Source organism: Streptococcus oralis subsp. oralis, assembly GCF_002096445.1.
Lineage (GTDB): Bacteria > Bacillota > Bacilli > Lactobacillales > Streptococcaceae > Streptococcus > Streptococcus oralis_N.
The window spans coordinates 25,616-42,314 of record NZ_NCUK01000011.1 but is presented as its reverse complement, the minus strand read 5'-3'; the positions used below and the strand labels follow the sequence as shown (position 1 = coordinate 42,314).

Genomic DNA, 16,699 nt, shown 5'->3' with positions numbered 1-16,699 from the left:
TCCTATTTTAATAAGCTCAAAAAGTCTGAAACTGGATCATTTGGAACCATTTGAGCAGTGAGTTTCACACCTTTTTCTGCTAGTTTGTGGAAATCTTCCACATCCTTGTCTACCACGTTGATAGAACGTGTGATAGAGCGAGTTTCTGGTGTTTGAGACATATTGCCAACGTTGAGTGTTTCAAGCGGAACACCTGCTTCGACCAAACCAAGGAAACGGTCTGGTTTACGTGCAACGATAAAGAGACGTTGGCTATCGTATTTACCAGCAAGGATATTTACTGCTGCTTTCTCAACTGGCAAGATACTGAGTTTCACACCTGGTGGTGTCGCAAGTTTCAAACCACTCTTTTCAATATCGTTGTTAACAACTTCGTCGTCTACAACCATAATGCGTGAAACATTTAGTTTTCCAGCCCAAAGATTGGCTACTTGACCGTGGATCAAACGTCCATCGATACGGCATCCTACAATTGTCATAAGTTTTCCCCCTTTATGTGTTTTAGTGTAGGTTTACGAGTTAAATGAATCTCTTCTTTATATTCGCCCTCAGTTTCAAAGATGATGATGCGGTTAGCACCTTCCTTGAGATAGCTATGAGGGATATAAAGTGAGAGGGTCGGGCCGACGTTCCAGAAACGTCCTAAGTGACGCCCGTTGACAAAGGCAACTCCCTTACCAAACTCAGACAAGTCTAAGTAGGTATCCTTCGGCTCTTCAACAGTAAAGTCGAAAGCGTAAAAGGCTGGTTGTCCTTCTGTCCATCCTTTTGAAAAATCAATCTTCTCAGGATTATCCAGTGGCAGTGGATATTGTTTCCAATTCAGTAAGAAATGTAGATCCTTGCAGACACCTGTTCGAATTCCTTTACGCTGCGTATCTGCCAAAAACTTATGTCCGTAGTTGACACGCCCCATATTTTCAATCAAGATGTCAATCTCTGAAAAGCCTTCTCGGTTGCCTTGACAGTAGATGTCTTCGCCAATCTCTGTCTGGTATTGAGTAGCAATCCATTGACCATCTACAAAGAGTTGAGCTCGGTCACGTCCATCGATGATACGGAGACGTTCCTCTTCTGCATCCCAACTTGCCTCCGTGCGGTAGAGAAGGTAGCCATAACTTTGACCAAGTTCTTCCATCGCTTTTGGATAGAGGCTTTCAGTAGGACTAGAGAGATTATCCAGGGTTTCAAACAAGGAAACTTTTTCGACCAATGGAATGGACCCTATCTCCATGCTTTCCTTATAGAGTGGTTCCAACTGTGGATACTCTGGGAAGTGGGTTGCCATCATCTTCTTGACTGCTAAGTATTTAGCAGTTGGATTTCCTTCTTCATCGAGAAGGGCATCATAGTCGTAAGATGTGACTTGCGGCAAATCCAGAGTTCCTCGAGCCGAGCAACCATTCATGAAACCAAAGTTTGTACCACCATGGAACATGTAAAGGTTGATAGAGCCTTGCTCCAATACCTCTCGAACAGCTTCTGCCAATTCTTTAGGATCACGAGTGATGATGGGTTCTTTCCAACGGTTGAACCAACCATCCCAGAATTCCATACACATGAGGGGCCATTTCTTGCCATGCTCATCAAAGAATTCCTGCATCTGTGAAAAGTTGTACGGAGCTTTAGAACCGAAGTTTCCTGTCACAAAGAGGTCGTCTTCAATCAAGGTTCCGGCTTTCAGAGTAGCCCTCCATGGGCCATCTGAAGTAAAGAGTGGGCAATCAATCCCTCGGTCTTCCATTAATTTTCGAATTGCTCGTAGATAAGACTTATCTTCTCCATAAGAGCCATATTCATTTTCGACTTGCATCATGAGAATGTTTCCGCCGTTATCCAACAAGCGAGGCACAAGCCTTGGCAATAATTGGTCATAATAGCGAGCAACAGCCTCGATGTAGGCCGGGTCGGACGAGCGAATTCGCATGTCCTTGGTCAAGAGCCAAGCCGGCAAGCCACCAAATTCCCATTCCGCACAGATAAACGGAGACGGGCGTACAATGGCATAGAGACCTAGATCTTGTGCAATTTGAAGAAATCTCTCCAAATTTCTGGCACCTTCAAAATCAAACTCCCCTTCAACAGGTTCGTGTAAATTCCAAGCCACATAGGTCTCGACTGTATTAAAGCCAAGCGCCTTTAAGTTATAGAGAGAATGATACCAATCCTCTGCTGGAATCCTAAAATAATGAATGGCGCCGGACAAAATCTTGAACGGTTTTCCGTCTAAATAGAAATCGTCCTCAATTTTAAATCTGGTCATGTTATTACCTCTGACGAATTAAGTTTGCGCTTTCATTTATTATAATATTAACTATAATCAAATCTTTTGCATTTGTCAATAGGTTTTAGAAAATTATTTAAAATTTTTCTATTTTTTTACTTACCGTTTACCGAAATTATCTAAAAATAGCATGAAAACGATCTTTTTATGTATGATAATTCACAAGAACATCAAATGAATTTTTTTACATGTAAAATAACATTTTTAGTCTATTATTTTAATTTTTTGACCTTAATACTACTCTTTTCTTTATATTTGTGGTAAAATCAAAATTGGAGAAAGAGAATCGAGGTAAAATTTATGGCTATTCCTAAATACCAATATATTAAAGATGAATTAAAAAACAAAATCATCTCTGGTCAATTTGCAAGTGGAGATAAATTTTATACAGAAGCCGAATTGATCGCGATGTACGATGTGAGTTCAATCACAGTTGTTCGTGCCTTAAATGACCTTGCTAAAGACGGCTACATTGTCCGCCAACAAGGTAAAGGTACTTTCGTTTCACGTGCCCGCAAGCACAAACTCGTTGAGTTTTCAGATGTCGAAATCTTTGAAACAAAAGACGATAAAGTTACTGTCCTTTCTATCGAGCGCGGAAACAAACTTGAATATTTAGATAAACTTGGACTACGTGGAGATCAATTCTACTATAAGATTGAACGTATTCGTCAGACAAACGACGTAACATACATCTACCACACATCTTATATTCCTGAGCAATACATCAATGCCAACTATCCAAATCTTGACTATTATAGCTCTATCTATACACGTTTCAAATTGGATTACCGCATTCACATGAGTGATGAACATTTTGAGGAAATCAACGAAATCGCATTCCCAACACCAGAGCATGCTGCTTCTGTACTCGGAATCGATACACAATTCCCAACTGTCTTCCAAACGAAGACTACAAAACTTGAGGCCACTGGCCAAGTCCTTGCCTATAGTGAAACTTATAAGCGAGCAGACTACTACAAAATCAAATTCATCTCATGTAACCGAGGTCATTAAGAAAAAGCCTGAGCCTAGCTCAGGCTTTTTCTATATTCATTATAGCACGAGAAAGAAGTTGTGAAAACGCTATGAAGGGTTCTTATTTAATTAGTAGCATTTTTACTAAAAACAAGTTAAATTTTTGTTTGGTTTTTCCTCTGTTTTATCCCTTATTAGCAAATTTCTCCTAAATCTTATGATTTCCTCTATTTATTATAGTTCTTATATAAACCCACTTGACATTTTACTCCTTAGATAATAAAATAAAATTGGTTTTATGTAAACGCTATCATATATGATAATAACAAGGAGGTTTTGTCATGAAACTAGAAAAGAAACAGCGCTTCTCCATCCGTAAATACGCGGTTGGGGCAGCTTCTGTACTTATAGGATTTGCTTTTAGCGCTCAAGTCGTATCTGCCGACGGGATTACTCCAGCTCCAACAGCTGAAGAAACTGTCCAAACGATTCAGGAGAGTCCACAAGCAGTCAAAGAAGCTGTAGACTCTAAGGTTCCAGAAAAACTGGAAGAAAAGGCTGACAAACCTGTAAAAGAGGAGGTCAAAGAAGACCAGGAGGTTCCTCGAACAGTTGCTCCAAAAACAGAAGAGTCAAGCGCACCAGTTGTGACAGAAAATGCTACTCCAACTCCTACTGCCGAGAAAGAAAGCCCTGCCCCAACTGAAACTCCTGCAGAAAGTACTCCTTCAGAAAAGAAAAATGAAGCCGTCACACCTGCAGTAGCCACTCCTAGCACGGAACGAGCAGCTCAGGTAAATGAAAAACTGGCAAAAAGAAAAATGATCTCAATCGACGCTGGACGCAAGTATTTCTCTCCAGACCAACTCAAAGAAATCATCGACAAAGCCAAACACTACGGTTATACTGATCTTCATCTACTAGTTGGAAATGATGGCATGCGTTTCATGCTGGACGACATGACGATCACAGCCAATGGCAAAACCTATGCAAGTGACGATGTCAAACGTGCACTCGAAAATGGAACCAATGCCTACTACAAAGATCCAAACGGCAACCATTTGACAGAGAGTCAGATGACGGACTTGATCAACTATGCTAAAAACAAAGGCATTGGTCTCATCCCAACTGTAAACAGCCCTGGTCACATGGATGCGATTTTGCATGCCATGAAAGAACTAGGTATCCAAAAACCGAACTTCAACTACTTTGGTAAGGAATCTGCTCGTACCGTTGACCTTGATAACAAAGAAGCTCTTGCATTTACCAAAGCTCTGATCGACAAGTATGCTGCTTACTTCGCTGGCAAAACTGACATCTTCAATATCGGGCTAGACGAGTACGCCAATGATGCTACAAACGCCAAAGGCTGGAGCGTTCTTCAAGCCTATAAATGGTATCCAGAAGATGGATTCCCTGACAAGGGTTATGATAAATTTATCGCCTACGCCAACGACCTTGCTCGCATCGTCAAATCTCACGGCCTCAAACCAATGGCTTTTAACGACGGTATCTACTACAATAGCGACACTAGCTTTGGAACCTTTGACAAAGACATCATCGTTTCTATGTGGACTGGTGGATGGGGCGGATACGACGTCGCTTCTTCTAAACTTTTAGTTGAAAAAGGCCACCAAATCCTTAATACCAACGATGCTTGGTACTACGTCCTCGGACGAAATGCCGATGGCCAAGGCTGGTACAACCTCGACCAAGGACTCAATGGTATCAAGAACACTCCAATCACTTCTGTACCAAAATCTGATGGGGCTACTATCCCGTTCATCGGTGGTATGGTAGCTGCTTGGGCGGACACCCCATCTGCACGCTATTCACCATCACTCCTCTTCAAACTCATGCGCAGCTTCGCAAATGCCAATGCTGAATACTTCGCAGCTGACTATGAGTCTGCTGAGCAAGCTCTGAAAGAAGTCCCATCAGACCTTAACCGCTATACTGCGGAAAGTGTCGCAGCTGTAAAAGAAGCTGAAAAAGCTATTCGCTCACTTGATAGCAACCTCAGTCGCGCCCAACAGGACACGATTGATCAGGCAATCGCGAAACTCCAAGAAGCTGTTAGCAACCTAACCTTCACACCAGAAGCTCAAAAAGAAGAAGACGCGAAACGTGAAGTTGAAAAACTTGCCAAGAACAAGGTGATCTCAATTGACGCTGGACGTAAGTACTTCTCAGCTGAGCAACTCAAACGTATCATTGATAAAGCTAGTGAACTTGGATATTCTGATGTACATCTACTCCTAGGAAATGACGGACTTCGCTTCCTACTTGATGACATGACTATCACTGCTAACGGAAAAACTTATGCAAGTGACGATGTCAAAAATGCCATCATTGAAGGAACAAAAGCTTACTACGATGATCCAAACGGAACCACTCTTAGCCAGGCTGAAATCACTGAATTGATCGAGTACGCAAAATCAAAAGGTATTGGACTCATCCCAGCAATCAACAGCCCAGGTCACATGGATGCCATGCTCGTCGCCATGGAAAAACTTGGAATCAAGAATCCTCAAGCCAACTTTGACAAGGTCTCTAAGACAACCATGGACCTTGAAAACGAAGAGGCGATGAACTTTGTCAAAGCCCTCATCGGCAAGTACATGGACTTCTTTGCAGGCAAGACTAAGATCTTCAACTACGGTACAGACGAATATGCCAATGATGCCACCAACGCTCAAGGCTGGTACTACCTCAAATGGTATGGACTCTATGGCAAGTTTGCTGAGTACTCTAATACCCTTGCCGCCATGGCCAAAGAAAGAGGCTTTCAACCAATGGCCTTCAACGATGGTTTCTACTATGAAGACAAGGATGATGTTGAGTTTGACAAAGATGTCATCATCTCTTACTGGTCTAAGGGATGGTGGGGTTACAACCTTGCAACGCCTCAGTACCTAGCAAGCAAAGGCTATAAATTCCTTAATACTAACGGAGACTGGTACTACATTCTCGGTCAAAAACCAGAAGATGGTGGTGGCTTCCTCAAAAAAGCAATTGAAAACACTAAAAAAACACCATTTAATCAGCTTGCATCTACCAAATATCCTGAGGTAGACCTTCCAACCGTCGGAAGCATGCTCGCTATCTGGGCAGACAAACCAAGCGCTGAGTATAAGGAAGAAGAAATCTTTGAACTCATGACTGCCTTTGCAGACAATAACAAAGACTACTTCCGCGCTAACTACAACGCACTCCGTGAGGAACTTGCTCAAATCCCTGCAAACTTGGATGGATACAGCAAGGAGAGCTTGGAGGCCCTAAATGCAGCTAAAGAAGCTCTCAACTACAACCTCAATCGTAACAAACAAGCCGAGTTAGACGCTCTCGTAGCCAAACTCAAGGCAGCCCGCCTAGGCCTCAAACCAGCAGCAACCCACTCAGGAAGCCTCGATGAAAACGAACTAGCTGCCAATGTTGAAACCAAACCGGAACTCATCACAAGAGCAGAAAAGATTCCATTCGAAGTTATCAAGAAGGAAAATCCAAATCTCCCAGCTGGTCAGGAAAAGATCATCACACCAGGTGTAGAGGGCGAACGCACTCATTACATATCTGTCCTTACTGAAAATGGGAAACAAACAGAAACTGTTCTAGATAGCCAAGTAACCAAAGAACCTGTGACCCAAGTGGTTGAAATCGGCGCCCCTATTACTCACAAAGGGGATGAACACGGTCTTGCTCCAGCCGCAGAGACAAAACCAAGACTGGATATCCAAGAGGAAGAGATTCCGTTCACTACCGTGACACGTGAAAATCCACTCTTGCTCAAAGGGAAGACTCAAATCCTTACCAAAGGTGTTAACGGTCGTCGCAGTCATTACTACTCTGTGAGTACTACTGCTGATGGCAAAGAAGTGAAGACTCTTGTCGATAGCCTTGTAACGCAAGAAGCAGTGACACAAGTCATTGAAGTCGGAACCCTTGTTACCCATGTAGGGGATGAACACGGTCTTGCCCCAGCCACAGAAGCAAAACCTAGACTAGACATCCAAGAAGAAGAGATTCCGTTCACTACCGTGACACGTGAAAATCCGCAATTGCTAAAAGGACAAAGTCAAGTCGTCGTTTCCGGAGTAAATGGCCGCCGTACGATTTTCTACTCTGTCAGCACTACTGCTGATGGCAAGGAAGAAAGAACCCTTGTCAATAGTGCGGTATCGCAGGAAGCGGTCGCTCAGGTTGTCGAAGTCGGAACTGCCGTTGAGAAAGCTGAGCAAGCTGAAGCAACTACTAGCAAAGCAGATGAAAAACAACTCCCTGCAACAGGAAGTCAAGACTCTGCAGGCTTGGTCGCAGCAGGACTCATGGCCACACTAGCAGCTTACGGGCTCACTAAGAAAAAAGAAGATTAACACCCTTCGATAAGCATATAAAAAAGCGAGATTGAATCTCGCTTTTTATTGTTAGGATTAATCACCCAGTCCGATACGTTCAAAGATATCATCCACTCGTTTGGTGTAGTATGCAGGGTTGAAGATTTCATCAATTTCATCTTGAGTGAGGCGTGATGTCACTTCTGGATCTGCTTCGAGAAGCGGTTTAAAGTCCACTTGGTTGTCCCAAGAGTAGGCTGTTTTTGGTTGCACCAAGTCATAGGCTTGCTCACGCGTCATGCCTTTTTCGATCAAGGTCAACATAGCACGTTGGCTAAAGATAAGACCAAACGTAGAGTTCATGTTGCGGATCATATTTTCTGGGAAGACCGTCAAGTTCTTGACGATATTTCCGAAACGGTTGAGCATGTAGTCAATCAAAATAGTCGTATCTGGGGTGATAATACGCTCAGCTGATGAGTGAGAGATATCACGTTCGTGCCAGAGAGCGACATTTTCATAGGCTGTCACCATGTGACCACGGATAACACGCGCAAGACCAGTCATGTTTTCAGAACCGATTGGGTTGCGTTTGTGAGGCATTGCAGATGAACCTTTTTGCCCTTTGGCAAAGAACTCTTCGACTTCGCGCTGTTCAGATTTTTGAAGACCACGGATCTCCGTTGCCATACGCTCGATGGAAGTCGCGATGCTGGCAAGAACTGCAAAATACTCAGCGTGGAGGTCACGAGGAAGGACCTGTGTAGAGATTTCTTGAGCACGGATACCAAGCTTGTCGCAGACGTATTTTTCAACAAAAGGTGGGATGTTGGCAAAGTTCCCAACCGCACCAGAAATTTTACCAGCTTCCACACCAGCAGCTGCATGCTCGAAACGCTCGATATTGCGTTTCATTTCGCTGTACCAAGTTGCCAATTTAAGACCAAAAGTTGTAGGCTCTGCGTGCACACCGTGGGTACGCCCCATCATGATGGTGAACTTGTGTTCCTTGGCCTTGTCAGCGATGATGTTAGTGAAGTTTTCAAGGTCACGACGGATGATGTCGTTGGCCTGCTTATAGAGGTAACCGTAGGCCGTATCCACCACGTCAGTAGAAGTCAAACCATAGTGAACCCACTTACGCTCTTCGCCAAGCGTCTCAGAAACCGCACGCGTGAAAGCCACCACATCGTGGCGCGTCTCCTGCTCAATTTCCAAAATAAGGTCGATGTCAAAGTCAGCCTTTTCACGAATCAAAGCTACATCTTCCTTAGGGATTTCCCCCAACTCAGCCCATGCCTCGTCAGCCAAGATTTCCACCTCAAGCCAAGCACGGTATTTATTTTCTTCACTCCAAATGTTCGCCATCTCAGGGCGAGAGTAACGGTTGATCATGTTGTTTCTCCTATAATTTTATCTGCCTGATAGTAATGATGAAATAACTCCGCCTAAAGTTCCTGATATTATATCTTTAATAAATTGTTGATTGAAAAATGAAGCATTTTCTTTAACAATTACAGTAAATTCAGACTCGCTATTTTTTTCAGTTGCAGCAAGTAAGTCCTTTAAAATTTCGATAGATTGCTCAGATAGAACAGAAGCATTGTTAACAATCTGTTGAAGTTGTTTAGAAAGTTCCGACCACGGAAACTCAACATTCATATTAGATTTTTCTAAAATAGAATCTGTAACAATATTTGAGTTAACATTGTTGTCCCCATTAAGTGTGACATTATTACCTGAACCAAAATCATTTCCAACTACATTATCATTACCTGATACAGTTGTTTGAGATACTTCCTTTTCATAAATATTTTTACTATCATAATTCTCTATATTTTGATTTTTTATATCAATGTATATATTTTCCGCTTTATTACCAAAGGATTCTGTAATAATATTAAAAACAGTATCTCTAAATTTGGCGTCTTCGAAATACAATAAATAATTTTGACTTGATCCCAAATTAAATACTATATAATATTTTGACTTCAAATGATTTTGGTGTTTATTATAAACGTACCATGCATATAAACCAAATAATATTAATCCTAAAAATGGTGGGATCAATCCAATCATAAATAGAATTATCAGAATAAATATATCTCGTAGCGTGACTGGTGATTTAAATTCACTTTTACTTAACATGGATAAATTTGATATTTGAATACTATTATTTCTAGTGATAATTGCATTATTTTTTATTGTTAATCCATCAGTTTCAATCGTATATTTACTCTCAACGCTCTTTAATAACTCAGGTATCATTATATTCCCCCTTTAAAGTGAATCTAAATTTAATAACACTGTTCATTTCAACATCTTACTCTATACTCCACTCCGCCGCTTTCTCTGCGTGAATCACCGTTGTGTCATAGAGGGGCAGGTCGGTGTCGAATTGTTTGACCAGGAGACCAATCTCGGTACAACCCAAAATAACAGCTTCAGCGCCTGCTTTTTTCAAATCATCTATAACGGCAAGATAAGTCTGCTTTGAACTTTCCTCGATATCTCCTAGACAGAGCTCGTCATAAATGATCCGATTGACCTCTGTAATTCCATCTTGGTCTGGAATCAGCACTTCTAATCCAGACTCTATCAATTCCTCTTTGTAAAAATCTTGGGTCATGGTGTACTTAGTTCCTAGCAGACCGACTTTTTGAATACCATCAGCCAACAAGTTCTGAGCAGTTGCAACTGCAATATGCAAGACTGGAATTGTAATTTTTTCTTGTATCTGTGGGGCAACTTTATGCATGGTATTTGTGCAAATAACGATGAAATCCGCACCTGCTTGTTCCAAGCGCTGAGCAACATCTGTCAAAAGTTGAGCACTCTTCTCCCAGTCTCCAACAGCCTGATAATGCTCGATCTCCGCAAAATCTACACTGTAGAGCAAAATTTTAGCTGAATGTAGACCTCCCAGCTCTTTTTTGATGGTTTCGTTAATAATTTGGTAGTAAGATGTGGTACTTTCCCAACTCATACCGCCAATCAGACCGATAGTTTTCATAGCTAATTAAGCTCCTCTTTTCCAATAAACACAATAAGCAACATGATAAAATATAGAGATTAGTGTCAAGTGGCAAATCATAAATCACCAAATAGTTTTCTGGGTGCTGAGCTACTAGCTCTTCATGCTTGTCTTTCACCTTTTCGTGATCCCCACTAGCACACAAGACCTCAACGACTGCTCCACAGCCTTATCTTGTTCAATAAAACCATTGTACAACCAGAATACTCTAGACAGAAATCCCCTTCATATTGGCTTCTAGAATAGGCATCTCAACACCCAACTCCTGACCTGTCAGATAGACACTTTGACAACAATAAAAGATGTCCTGTTTGTCATTATGCAAGGTCATGATTTTTCGGGTCAGCTCATTTTTCGCAAACATAGCTTTCATGACCTTCCCTGCAATCCAAGCGGGAATTTTATAAGGCAAGAGTTCTGCTTTGTAAAGTTTCAAATTCACACCACGCGCTTCTACGACTTTCAAAGCCTCTCGAATGGCCTTGATGGCTAATGATAATTCCGAAGAACTGTTCATCAAGTTCAAAGCCAATTTTTCTGGATTTTCTAAATTTCCCGAGCGTGCAGCTGTCGAGGTGACACCCGCATTAATCGCCATGTGAATCCAAATCCACTCAACCATATCATGGGGAACCTCCCACTTCAAATCTGCTGAAGTCAGCAAATCCGTCAAATCAGCATAATTGGGGATGTGTGCTTTTTTCTCCCCTTCTAACATTAAATGGTCAAACAAGACACCATCTAAATGGTCCTCATTCATATGACCACCAGCTGTCGGAAATGCGAGAATATAGTTATACTCCCCTGCCCATTTCTCTACTTCCTCTCGCGTATTCCAGAAATTACAGAAGAAAACGAGAGTTCCTTTAATCCGATTTTCTCGCAAGGTTTCCACGGCTTCTTTTACAAAACCATGACGCACACTGATAAAAATAAAATCATATTCTGCATGATCTTCCGCCACATGAACCGCATAAGTATCCTGTTTATTTTCACCTTTGGAAACATAACGGCCATCTAGCAAATCAACTGTCAAGACGTTTGGTGCTGTACTTTTCTTACTTTCTCTCAGCACGTGCTCTACCTGATGACCTGCTTTTTGAAAAGCATAGGCATAAATGGTCCCGATAACCCCAAGACCTAAAATTGCTATTCTCACCTAAAAATCAATCCCTTCCCCAAATTCAACCACACTATCCGGTACATCACTAAACAAAGTCACATGTCCCATCTTGCGGTTGTGCTTAGCTTCTATTTTACCATACATGTGGAGGTGGGCGCTTGAATTTTCTGTGACATATTTTTCAGCAGTCTCGACGTGTTGTCCGAGAACATTGAGCATAACAGCAGGCGCATGTAGTTTGATGGCTGGCAATGGTGCTCCGAGAACACCTAGAATATGGGTATCAAACTGCGAGAAGTCGCAGGCTTCGATAGAGTAGTGCCCTGAGTTATGTGGGCGCGGAGCAATTTCATTGACAATGATGTCGTCAGCTGTTGCAAACATTTCCACACAGAGCGTTCCAGACAAGTTGAGTTGCTCAGCGATTCTCACGGCCATGGCTTTTGCTTTTTCAGCTAGACTTGCAGAAATGCGAGCAGGCACAATGGTTTTTGAAAGAATATTGTTGCGGTGGATATTTTCCTGAACTGGGAAAACCGTCACATCCTTGCCATTTCCTGACACGATGACAGAAATCTCAAGGTCAAAGTTGACGAATTCTTCCAAAACGCAGTCTGCAGAATCAGCCAGCGCATAGGCTTCTTCCAAATCTGCTTCTGAGCGAATGACCTTTTGCCCATGCCCATCATAGCCACCAGTCGCAGTCTTGAGGACATAGTTTTTCGACAGGTCAATATCTGCCAAGTCTTGTCTAGAAGTCACGACCTTGTAGGGCGCAACGGTGACTTGAGCTTTGTTGGAAAGGAAGTCCTTTTCAAAGATACGATTTTGAGAAATGCGGAGTAGGTCCGTCCCTTGAGGGAGCTGACCATTCTTGATAACAGCATCCAAACCGTCAGCATCGACATTTTCAAACTCATAGGTGAGGACATCGCAACGCTCAGCCAGATGACGAAGGGCATCCACATCGTTATAAGGCGCCACGATGATTTCCGCCACACGAGAAGCTGGGCAATCCGCCGCAGGATCCAGCGCTATAACCTTGTGCCCCATGTAGATAGCAGAAATAGCCATCATCTGACCCAACTGACCGCCACCGATAATTCCGATTGTTTTAGATGAGCTCATTTGTAGACTCCTCTGCGATTTTTCCTTGCTCTTCTGCAAAATCTGCTAGCGCTGCTGCTAGATCTTGGTCCTCAATGGCCAAGATCCGAAGGGCAGTCAGGGCAGCGTTTGTCGCTCCCGCTTCACCGATTGCCATAGTTGCCACAGGCACACCGCCCGGCATCTGCACGATAGAGTAGAGCGAGTCCACGCCACTAAGAGCGCGCGACTTGACAGGTACACCGATGACAGGAAGGGTTGTTTTAGAAGCAACCATACCTGGCAAATGGGCTGCGCCACCAGCACCTGCGATAATGACCTTGATGCCACGGCTACGAGCTTCTTCGGCATGTCTGAACATGAGGTCTGGTGTACGGTGGGCAGAGACGACTTTCTTTTCATAGGCTACACCGAAGCGGTCTAGGACTTCAGCTGTTTTTTGCATGGTGGCCCAATCTGATTTTGAGCCCATGATGATGGAAATTACTGGTTTCATTTTTAATCCTTTTTCTTCCTTTTTTGACAATCACCTTAGGTTGTGAGGGACGGCAGCAGCCACCAAAGGTGTCTCATGCCTAAATCGGAAGCCCAAGGTCTTCCGATTTCCCTAAACGATTGGCTTATCATCCAATCGTTCTTTCACAACGGCGGTGATTGCTCTATATTAGCTTGCTAACGCTCGCAAACCATACGACCATTAACGTATTTTGTGAATTTTTATTTTTCTTTTTAATAATCGTCTAATGTAGTGCGGACGTAAGCGAACGCTTGTGGCGTTCCATTACTAAAACTGGAGCCTAGGTCTCCAGTTTTCCGCTCCTAGTAGCAAAGCTACTAGGAGTTCCACTACTGCGACGATTATTCTATAGTGGCTCGCTTTCGCTCGCCATGGCAAATATGTCTGTTAATCTTTTATGGCCTTGCTTCCGATATCTGTTCGGTAGAAGAGCCCTTCTGTGTTTTGTTTGTCGAGTTCCTTGTAGATGGTTTCTTGGGCTTCTTTGACGGTATCTGCTGTGGTGACGAGCATATAGACACGGCCACCGTTTGAGAGCAGCGCTCTGCTATTTTCCGCAAACTTAGCTCCAGCATAGTAGGTGATAATGTCGCCTTCGGTCTTGGATGGAAGCTTAACACCTTTTTCATAGTCTAGCGGGTAGCCCTGGGATGCGACAACCACACCCAGAGTCACACCCTTGTCCGTCCACGTGATGTTTGGCTCCTTGCCATCGAGGATATCTGTGATATCTTGTGCAAAGTCAGATGTCAGGCGAGGCAGGATAATCTGAGTTTCGGGATCTCCGAAGCGAGCGTTAAACTCGATGACTTTAGGACCATCAGCTGTCAAAATAAGCCCTGCGTAAAGGACACCAAGATACGGACGACCTTCTTTAATCATCCCTTCAAGGACTGGCTTGACAATGGTGTCAACCGCCGTATCAACCACGCTCTGTGGCAAGTGAGGAACTGGCGCATAGGCACCCATCCCACCAGTGTTCGGACCCTTGTCGCCATCATAAGCACGTTTGTGGTCCTGTGCTGTTGGCATGGTGTAGAACTTGTCCCCATTGACAAAGGCAAAGAGAGAGAACTCTTCCCCATCAAGGAACTCCTCGATGACCACACGCGCACCCGAGTCACCAAATTTATTGTCCAAGAGCATACCATGAGCGGCTTCGACCGCTTGCTCAACCGTTTCAGCTACGACAACACCTTTCCCAAGCGCCAATCCATCCGCCTTAACAACGATTGGAGCGCCTTTCTCTTCGATATAAGCCTTAGCTGCCTCGAAATCCGAAAATGTGCCATAGGCTGCTGTCGGAACGTCGTATTTGACCATGATTTCCTTAGCAAAATCCTTAGACCACTCTAGCTCCGCTGCAGCTTTGGTCGGGCCAAAGGCTTTGAGCCCAGCTTGATTAAAGTCATCCACGATACCTGCAGCCAGGGCATCATCTGGACCGATGAAGGTCCAAGCAATATCGTTGACCTTTGCGAAGTCAATCAACTTAGAATGTTCGGAAATAGAGATATTTACCAAATCAAGTCCATCTAAGGTCATCCCGTCATTTCCAGGAGCCACAAAGACTTTTTCAACATCTTTTGACTCAAGCAATTTCTTAGCAATCGCATGTTCACGACCACCAGAACCGACAACTAACAGCTTCATCTTTCAACCTCTTTTGCGAATTATTTACTAATATTATAACACAAACGTTCGTTTTAATCTTGTTTTGCTCCGCGTTTTTACGCAAAAAAGGAAAGAAACTGTTTTCTTCCCTTTACGTTTTTAGTGTCTAAAATGTCTCACGCCTGTGAAGACCATAGTCAAGCCGTATTTATCAGCAGCTTCGATAGACTCTTGGTCACGGACAGAGCCCCCTGGCTGGATGATGGCTTTGATACCTGCTTTGGCAATTTCTTCCACGTTATCCGCAAATGGGAAGAAGGCGTCGGAAGCAAGCACAGCGCCATCAAGACGATCTTTAGCCTGATCAATGGCGATACGGACAGAAGCCACACGGTTGGTTTGACCTGGCCCAACGCCAAGTGTCATGTGGTCGTTGGTCACGATGATTCCGTTTGATTTGACGTACTTGATAGCCTTCCAAGCGAACTCAAGAGCAGTCGCTTCTGTCTCGGCTGGCTGGCGCTTGGTCACCACTTGCCAGTCAGCTGGGCTTTCCTTGACCACGTCTTGATTTTGAACAAGGAGACCACCAACCACGCCTGTGTATTCTGCCTCTACCTCACTAGCATCTTGAGCATCAAATGGCAAGGCAAGGATGCGCAAGTTTTTCTTTTTGTTGGTCAAAATGGCTAGCGCTTCATCCGTATAGCTTGGTGCGATGATGATTTCAAGGAAAACTCCGTGCATCTTCTCAGCTGTCGCAGCATCCACCTCACGGTTGAGAACGACAATCCCACCAAAGATAGACACTGGGTCAGACTCATAAGCGTAGTCCCAAGCAGTCTCGATGTCATCAGCTTGACCGATACCACAAGGATTCATGTGTTTGAGAGCCACAACGGTTGGACGGTCTTTGAAGTCACGGATAATACGAATGGCAGCATCCGCATCGCGGATGTTGTTGAAAGATAGCTCCTTACCATTGAGCTGTTTGGCTGAAGCAATGGAGTAATCTGTCGGCAAAGCTTTTTGGTAGAAGTCCGCATCCTGCTGAGGATTTTCCCCATAGCGCATAGCTTGTTTGAGGTCATAGGTCAAAGTGAGTTTTTCTGGTTTTGCTTCGCCCACTTGAGCTGTGAAGTATTCTGCAATCAATGCATCATAAGCCGCTGTATGACGGAAAACCTTAGCTGCTAAACGTTGGCGAGTTTCATAAGTCGTTTCATCATTGGCTGACAATTCGTCAAGCACAACAGCATAGTCAGAAGGATCTACCACAACGGTTACGCTGGCGTGATTCTTCGCTGCTGAACGAAGCATTGATGGACCACCGATATCGATATTTTCAACGGCATCAGCGTACGTCACGTCTGGTTTGAGGATTGTTTCCTTGAAAGGATAGAGGTTGACCACTACAAGGTCGATAAGCTCAATCTGATTGTCCTTAGCCGCCTCAAGGTGGCTATCCAAGTCACGACGAGCGAGGAGCCCACCATGGATATTTGGGTGAAGGGTCTTGACACGACCGTCCATCATCTCTGGGAAGCCCGTCACATCATCGATCGCAATGGTCTCCACCCCAGCATTGTCAAGGGCAACCTTAGTTCCACCTGTCGAGATAATATCCCAACCAAGTTTTTTAAGTTCTTGGGCAAATTCAACAATACCCGCTTTGTCTGAGACGCTGATTAAGGCGCGTTTAGTCATG

Annotated in this window: 12 protein-coding genes and 2 pseudogenes; 2 read left to right on the top strand and 12 right to left on the bottom strand. The window is 43.7% G+C overall.

Annotation, left to right across the window (positions count from 1 at the left end; genetic code table 11):
* Positions 1-2: 2 nt before the first annotated feature.
* Positions 3-479: a PTS sugar transporter subunit IIB gene (locus B7721_RS00770; protein WP_044020041.1), complete on the bottom strand. Its 477-nt coding sequence runs from the start codon at positions 477-479 to the stop codon at positions 3-5.
* A complete protein-coding gene (locus B7721_RS00765; RefSeq protein WP_000196619.1) occupies positions 476-2,263 on the bottom strand; it encodes a glycoside hydrolase family 35 protein in 1,788 nt (595 codons plus the stop codon). Before B7721_RS00765 ends, B7721_RS00770 begins: the two co-directional genes overlap by 4 nt.
* A 321-nt stretch (positions 2,264-2,584) precedes the next feature.
* Here B7721_RS00765 and B7721_RS00760 point away from each other — a divergent pair, with 321 nt between their 5' ends.
* Positions 2,585-3,301 carry a GntR family transcriptional regulator gene (locus tag B7721_RS00760; protein ID WP_001007181.1) on the top strand — a complete coding sequence of 239 codons (717 nt, stop codon included), beginning with the start codon at positions 2,585-2,587 and terminating at the stop codon, positions 3,299-3,301.
* Between the two features lie 302 nt (positions 3,302-3,603).
* Positions 3,604-7,635, top strand: coding sequence for an LPXTG-anchored beta-N-acetylhexosaminidase StrH (strH, locus tag B7721_RS00755; protein ID WP_084877037.1), 4,032 nt, complete (start codon positions 3,604-3,606; stop codon positions 7,633-7,635).
* Positions 7,636-7,692: 57 nt separating this feature from the next.
* Here strH and purB read toward each other — a convergent pair whose 3' ends face one another.
* From purB to purH, 10 genes and pseudogenes are all read right to left on the bottom strand, one after another.
* Positions 7,693-8,991 carry an adenylosuccinate lyase gene (gene purB, locus B7721_RS00750; RefSeq protein ID WP_084877036.1) on the bottom strand — a complete coding sequence of 433 codons (1,299 nt, stop codon included), beginning with the start codon at positions 8,989-8,991 and terminating at the stop codon, positions 7,693-7,695.
* Positions 8,992-9,009: 18 nt separating this feature from the next.
* Positions 9,010-9,864, bottom strand: a complete 855-nt coding sequence (locus tag B7721_RS00745) for a hypothetical protein (RefSeq protein WP_062004482.1) — start codon at positions 9,862-9,864, stop codon at positions 9,010-9,012.
* Between the two features lie 55 nt (positions 9,865-9,919).
* Positions 9,920-10,609 carry an aspartate/glutamate racemase family protein gene (locus B7721_RS00740; RefSeq protein ID WP_084877034.1) on the bottom strand — a complete coding sequence of 230 codons (690 nt, stop codon included), beginning with the start codon at positions 10,607-10,609 and terminating at the stop codon, positions 9,920-9,922.
* A 2-nt stretch (positions 10,610-10,611) separates the two neighbouring features.
* Positions 10,612-10,828, bottom strand: a pseudogene (locus B7721_RS00735) (phosphoribosylaminoimidazole carboxylase).
* A gap of 10 nt (positions 10,829-10,838) precedes the next feature.
* Positions 10,839-11,789, bottom strand: coding sequence for a ketopantoate reductase family protein (locus B7721_RS00730; protein ID WP_084877033.1), 951 nt, complete (start codon positions 11,787-11,789; stop codon positions 10,839-10,841).
* Complete coding sequence (gene purK, locus B7721_RS00725) at positions 11,790-12,881, bottom strand: 5-(carboxyamino)imidazole ribonucleotide synthase (RefSeq protein WP_084877031.1); 1,092 nt, start codon at positions 12,879-12,881, stop codon at positions 11,790-11,792.
* Positions 12,868-13,356 carry a 5-(carboxyamino)imidazole ribonucleotide mutase gene (gene purE, locus B7721_RS00720; protein WP_084877030.1) on the bottom strand — a complete coding sequence of 163 codons (489 nt, stop codon included), beginning with the start codon at positions 13,354-13,356 and terminating at the stop codon, positions 12,868-12,870. Before purE ends, purK begins: the two co-directional genes overlap by 14 nt.
* A 30-nt stretch (positions 13,357-13,386) precedes the next feature.
* Positions 13,387-13,503: pseudogene (locus B7721_RS10255) on the bottom strand (phosphoribosylaminoimidazole carboxylase).
* Positions 13,504-13,764: 261 nt separating this feature from the next.
* A complete protein-coding gene (purD, locus tag B7721_RS00705) occupies positions 13,765-15,030 on the bottom strand; it encodes a phosphoribosylamine--glycine ligase (protein WP_084877028.1) in 1,266 nt (421 codons plus the stop codon).
* Positions 15,031-15,150: 120 nt separating this feature from the next.
* Entirely contained in the window at positions 15,151-16,698 is a 1,548-nt protein-coding gene (purH, locus tag B7721_RS00700; protein WP_084877118.1) for a bifunctional phosphoribosylaminoimidazolecarboxamide formyltransferase/IMP cyclohydrolase, read from the bottom strand.
* Position 16,699 lies beyond the last annotated feature (1 nt).

Excerpts from the sequence above, each read along its gene's own strand:
- B7721_RS00745 (WP_062004482.1), bottom strand. The coding sequence starts at position 9,864 with ATGATACCTGAGTTATTAAAGAGCGTTGAGAGTAAATATACGATTGAA.
- purH (WP_084877118.1), bottom strand. The coding sequence starts at position 16,698 with ATGACTAAACGCGCCTTAATCAGCGTCTCAGACAAAGCGGGTATTGTT.
- purB (WP_084877036.1), bottom strand. The coding sequence starts at position 8,991 with ATGATCAACCGTTACTCTCGCCCTGAGATGGCGAACATTTGGAGTGAA.
- purD (WP_084877028.1), bottom strand. The coding sequence starts at position 15,030 with ATGAAGCTGTTAGTTGTCGGTTCTGGTGGTCGTGAACATGCGATTGCT.
- B7721_RS00760 (WP_001007181.1), top strand. The coding sequence starts at position 2,585 with ATGGCTATTCCTAAATACCAATATATTAAAGATGAATTAAAAAACAAA.
- B7721_RS00765 (WP_000196619.1), bottom strand. The coding sequence starts at position 2,263 with ATGACCAGATTTAAAATTGAGGACGATTTCTATTTAGACGGAAAACCG.
- purE (WP_084877030.1), bottom strand. The coding sequence starts at position 13,356 with ATGAAACCAGTAATTTCCATCATCATGGGCTCAAAATCAGATTGGGCC.
- strH (WP_084877037.1), top strand. The coding sequence starts at position 3,604 with ATGAAACTAGAAAAGAAACAGCGCTTCTCCATCCGTAAATACGCGGTT.
- B7721_RS00740 (WP_084877034.1), bottom strand. The coding sequence starts at position 10,609 with ATGAAAACTATCGGTCTGATTGGCGGTATGAGTTGGGAAAGTACCACA.
- B7721_RS00770 (WP_044020041.1), bottom strand. The coding sequence starts at position 479 with ATGACAATTGTAGGATGCCGTATCGATGGACGTTTGATCCACGGTCAA.
- purK (WP_084877031.1), bottom strand. The coding sequence starts at position 12,881 with ATGAGCTCATCTAAAACAATCGGAATTATCGGTGGCGGTCAGTTGGGT.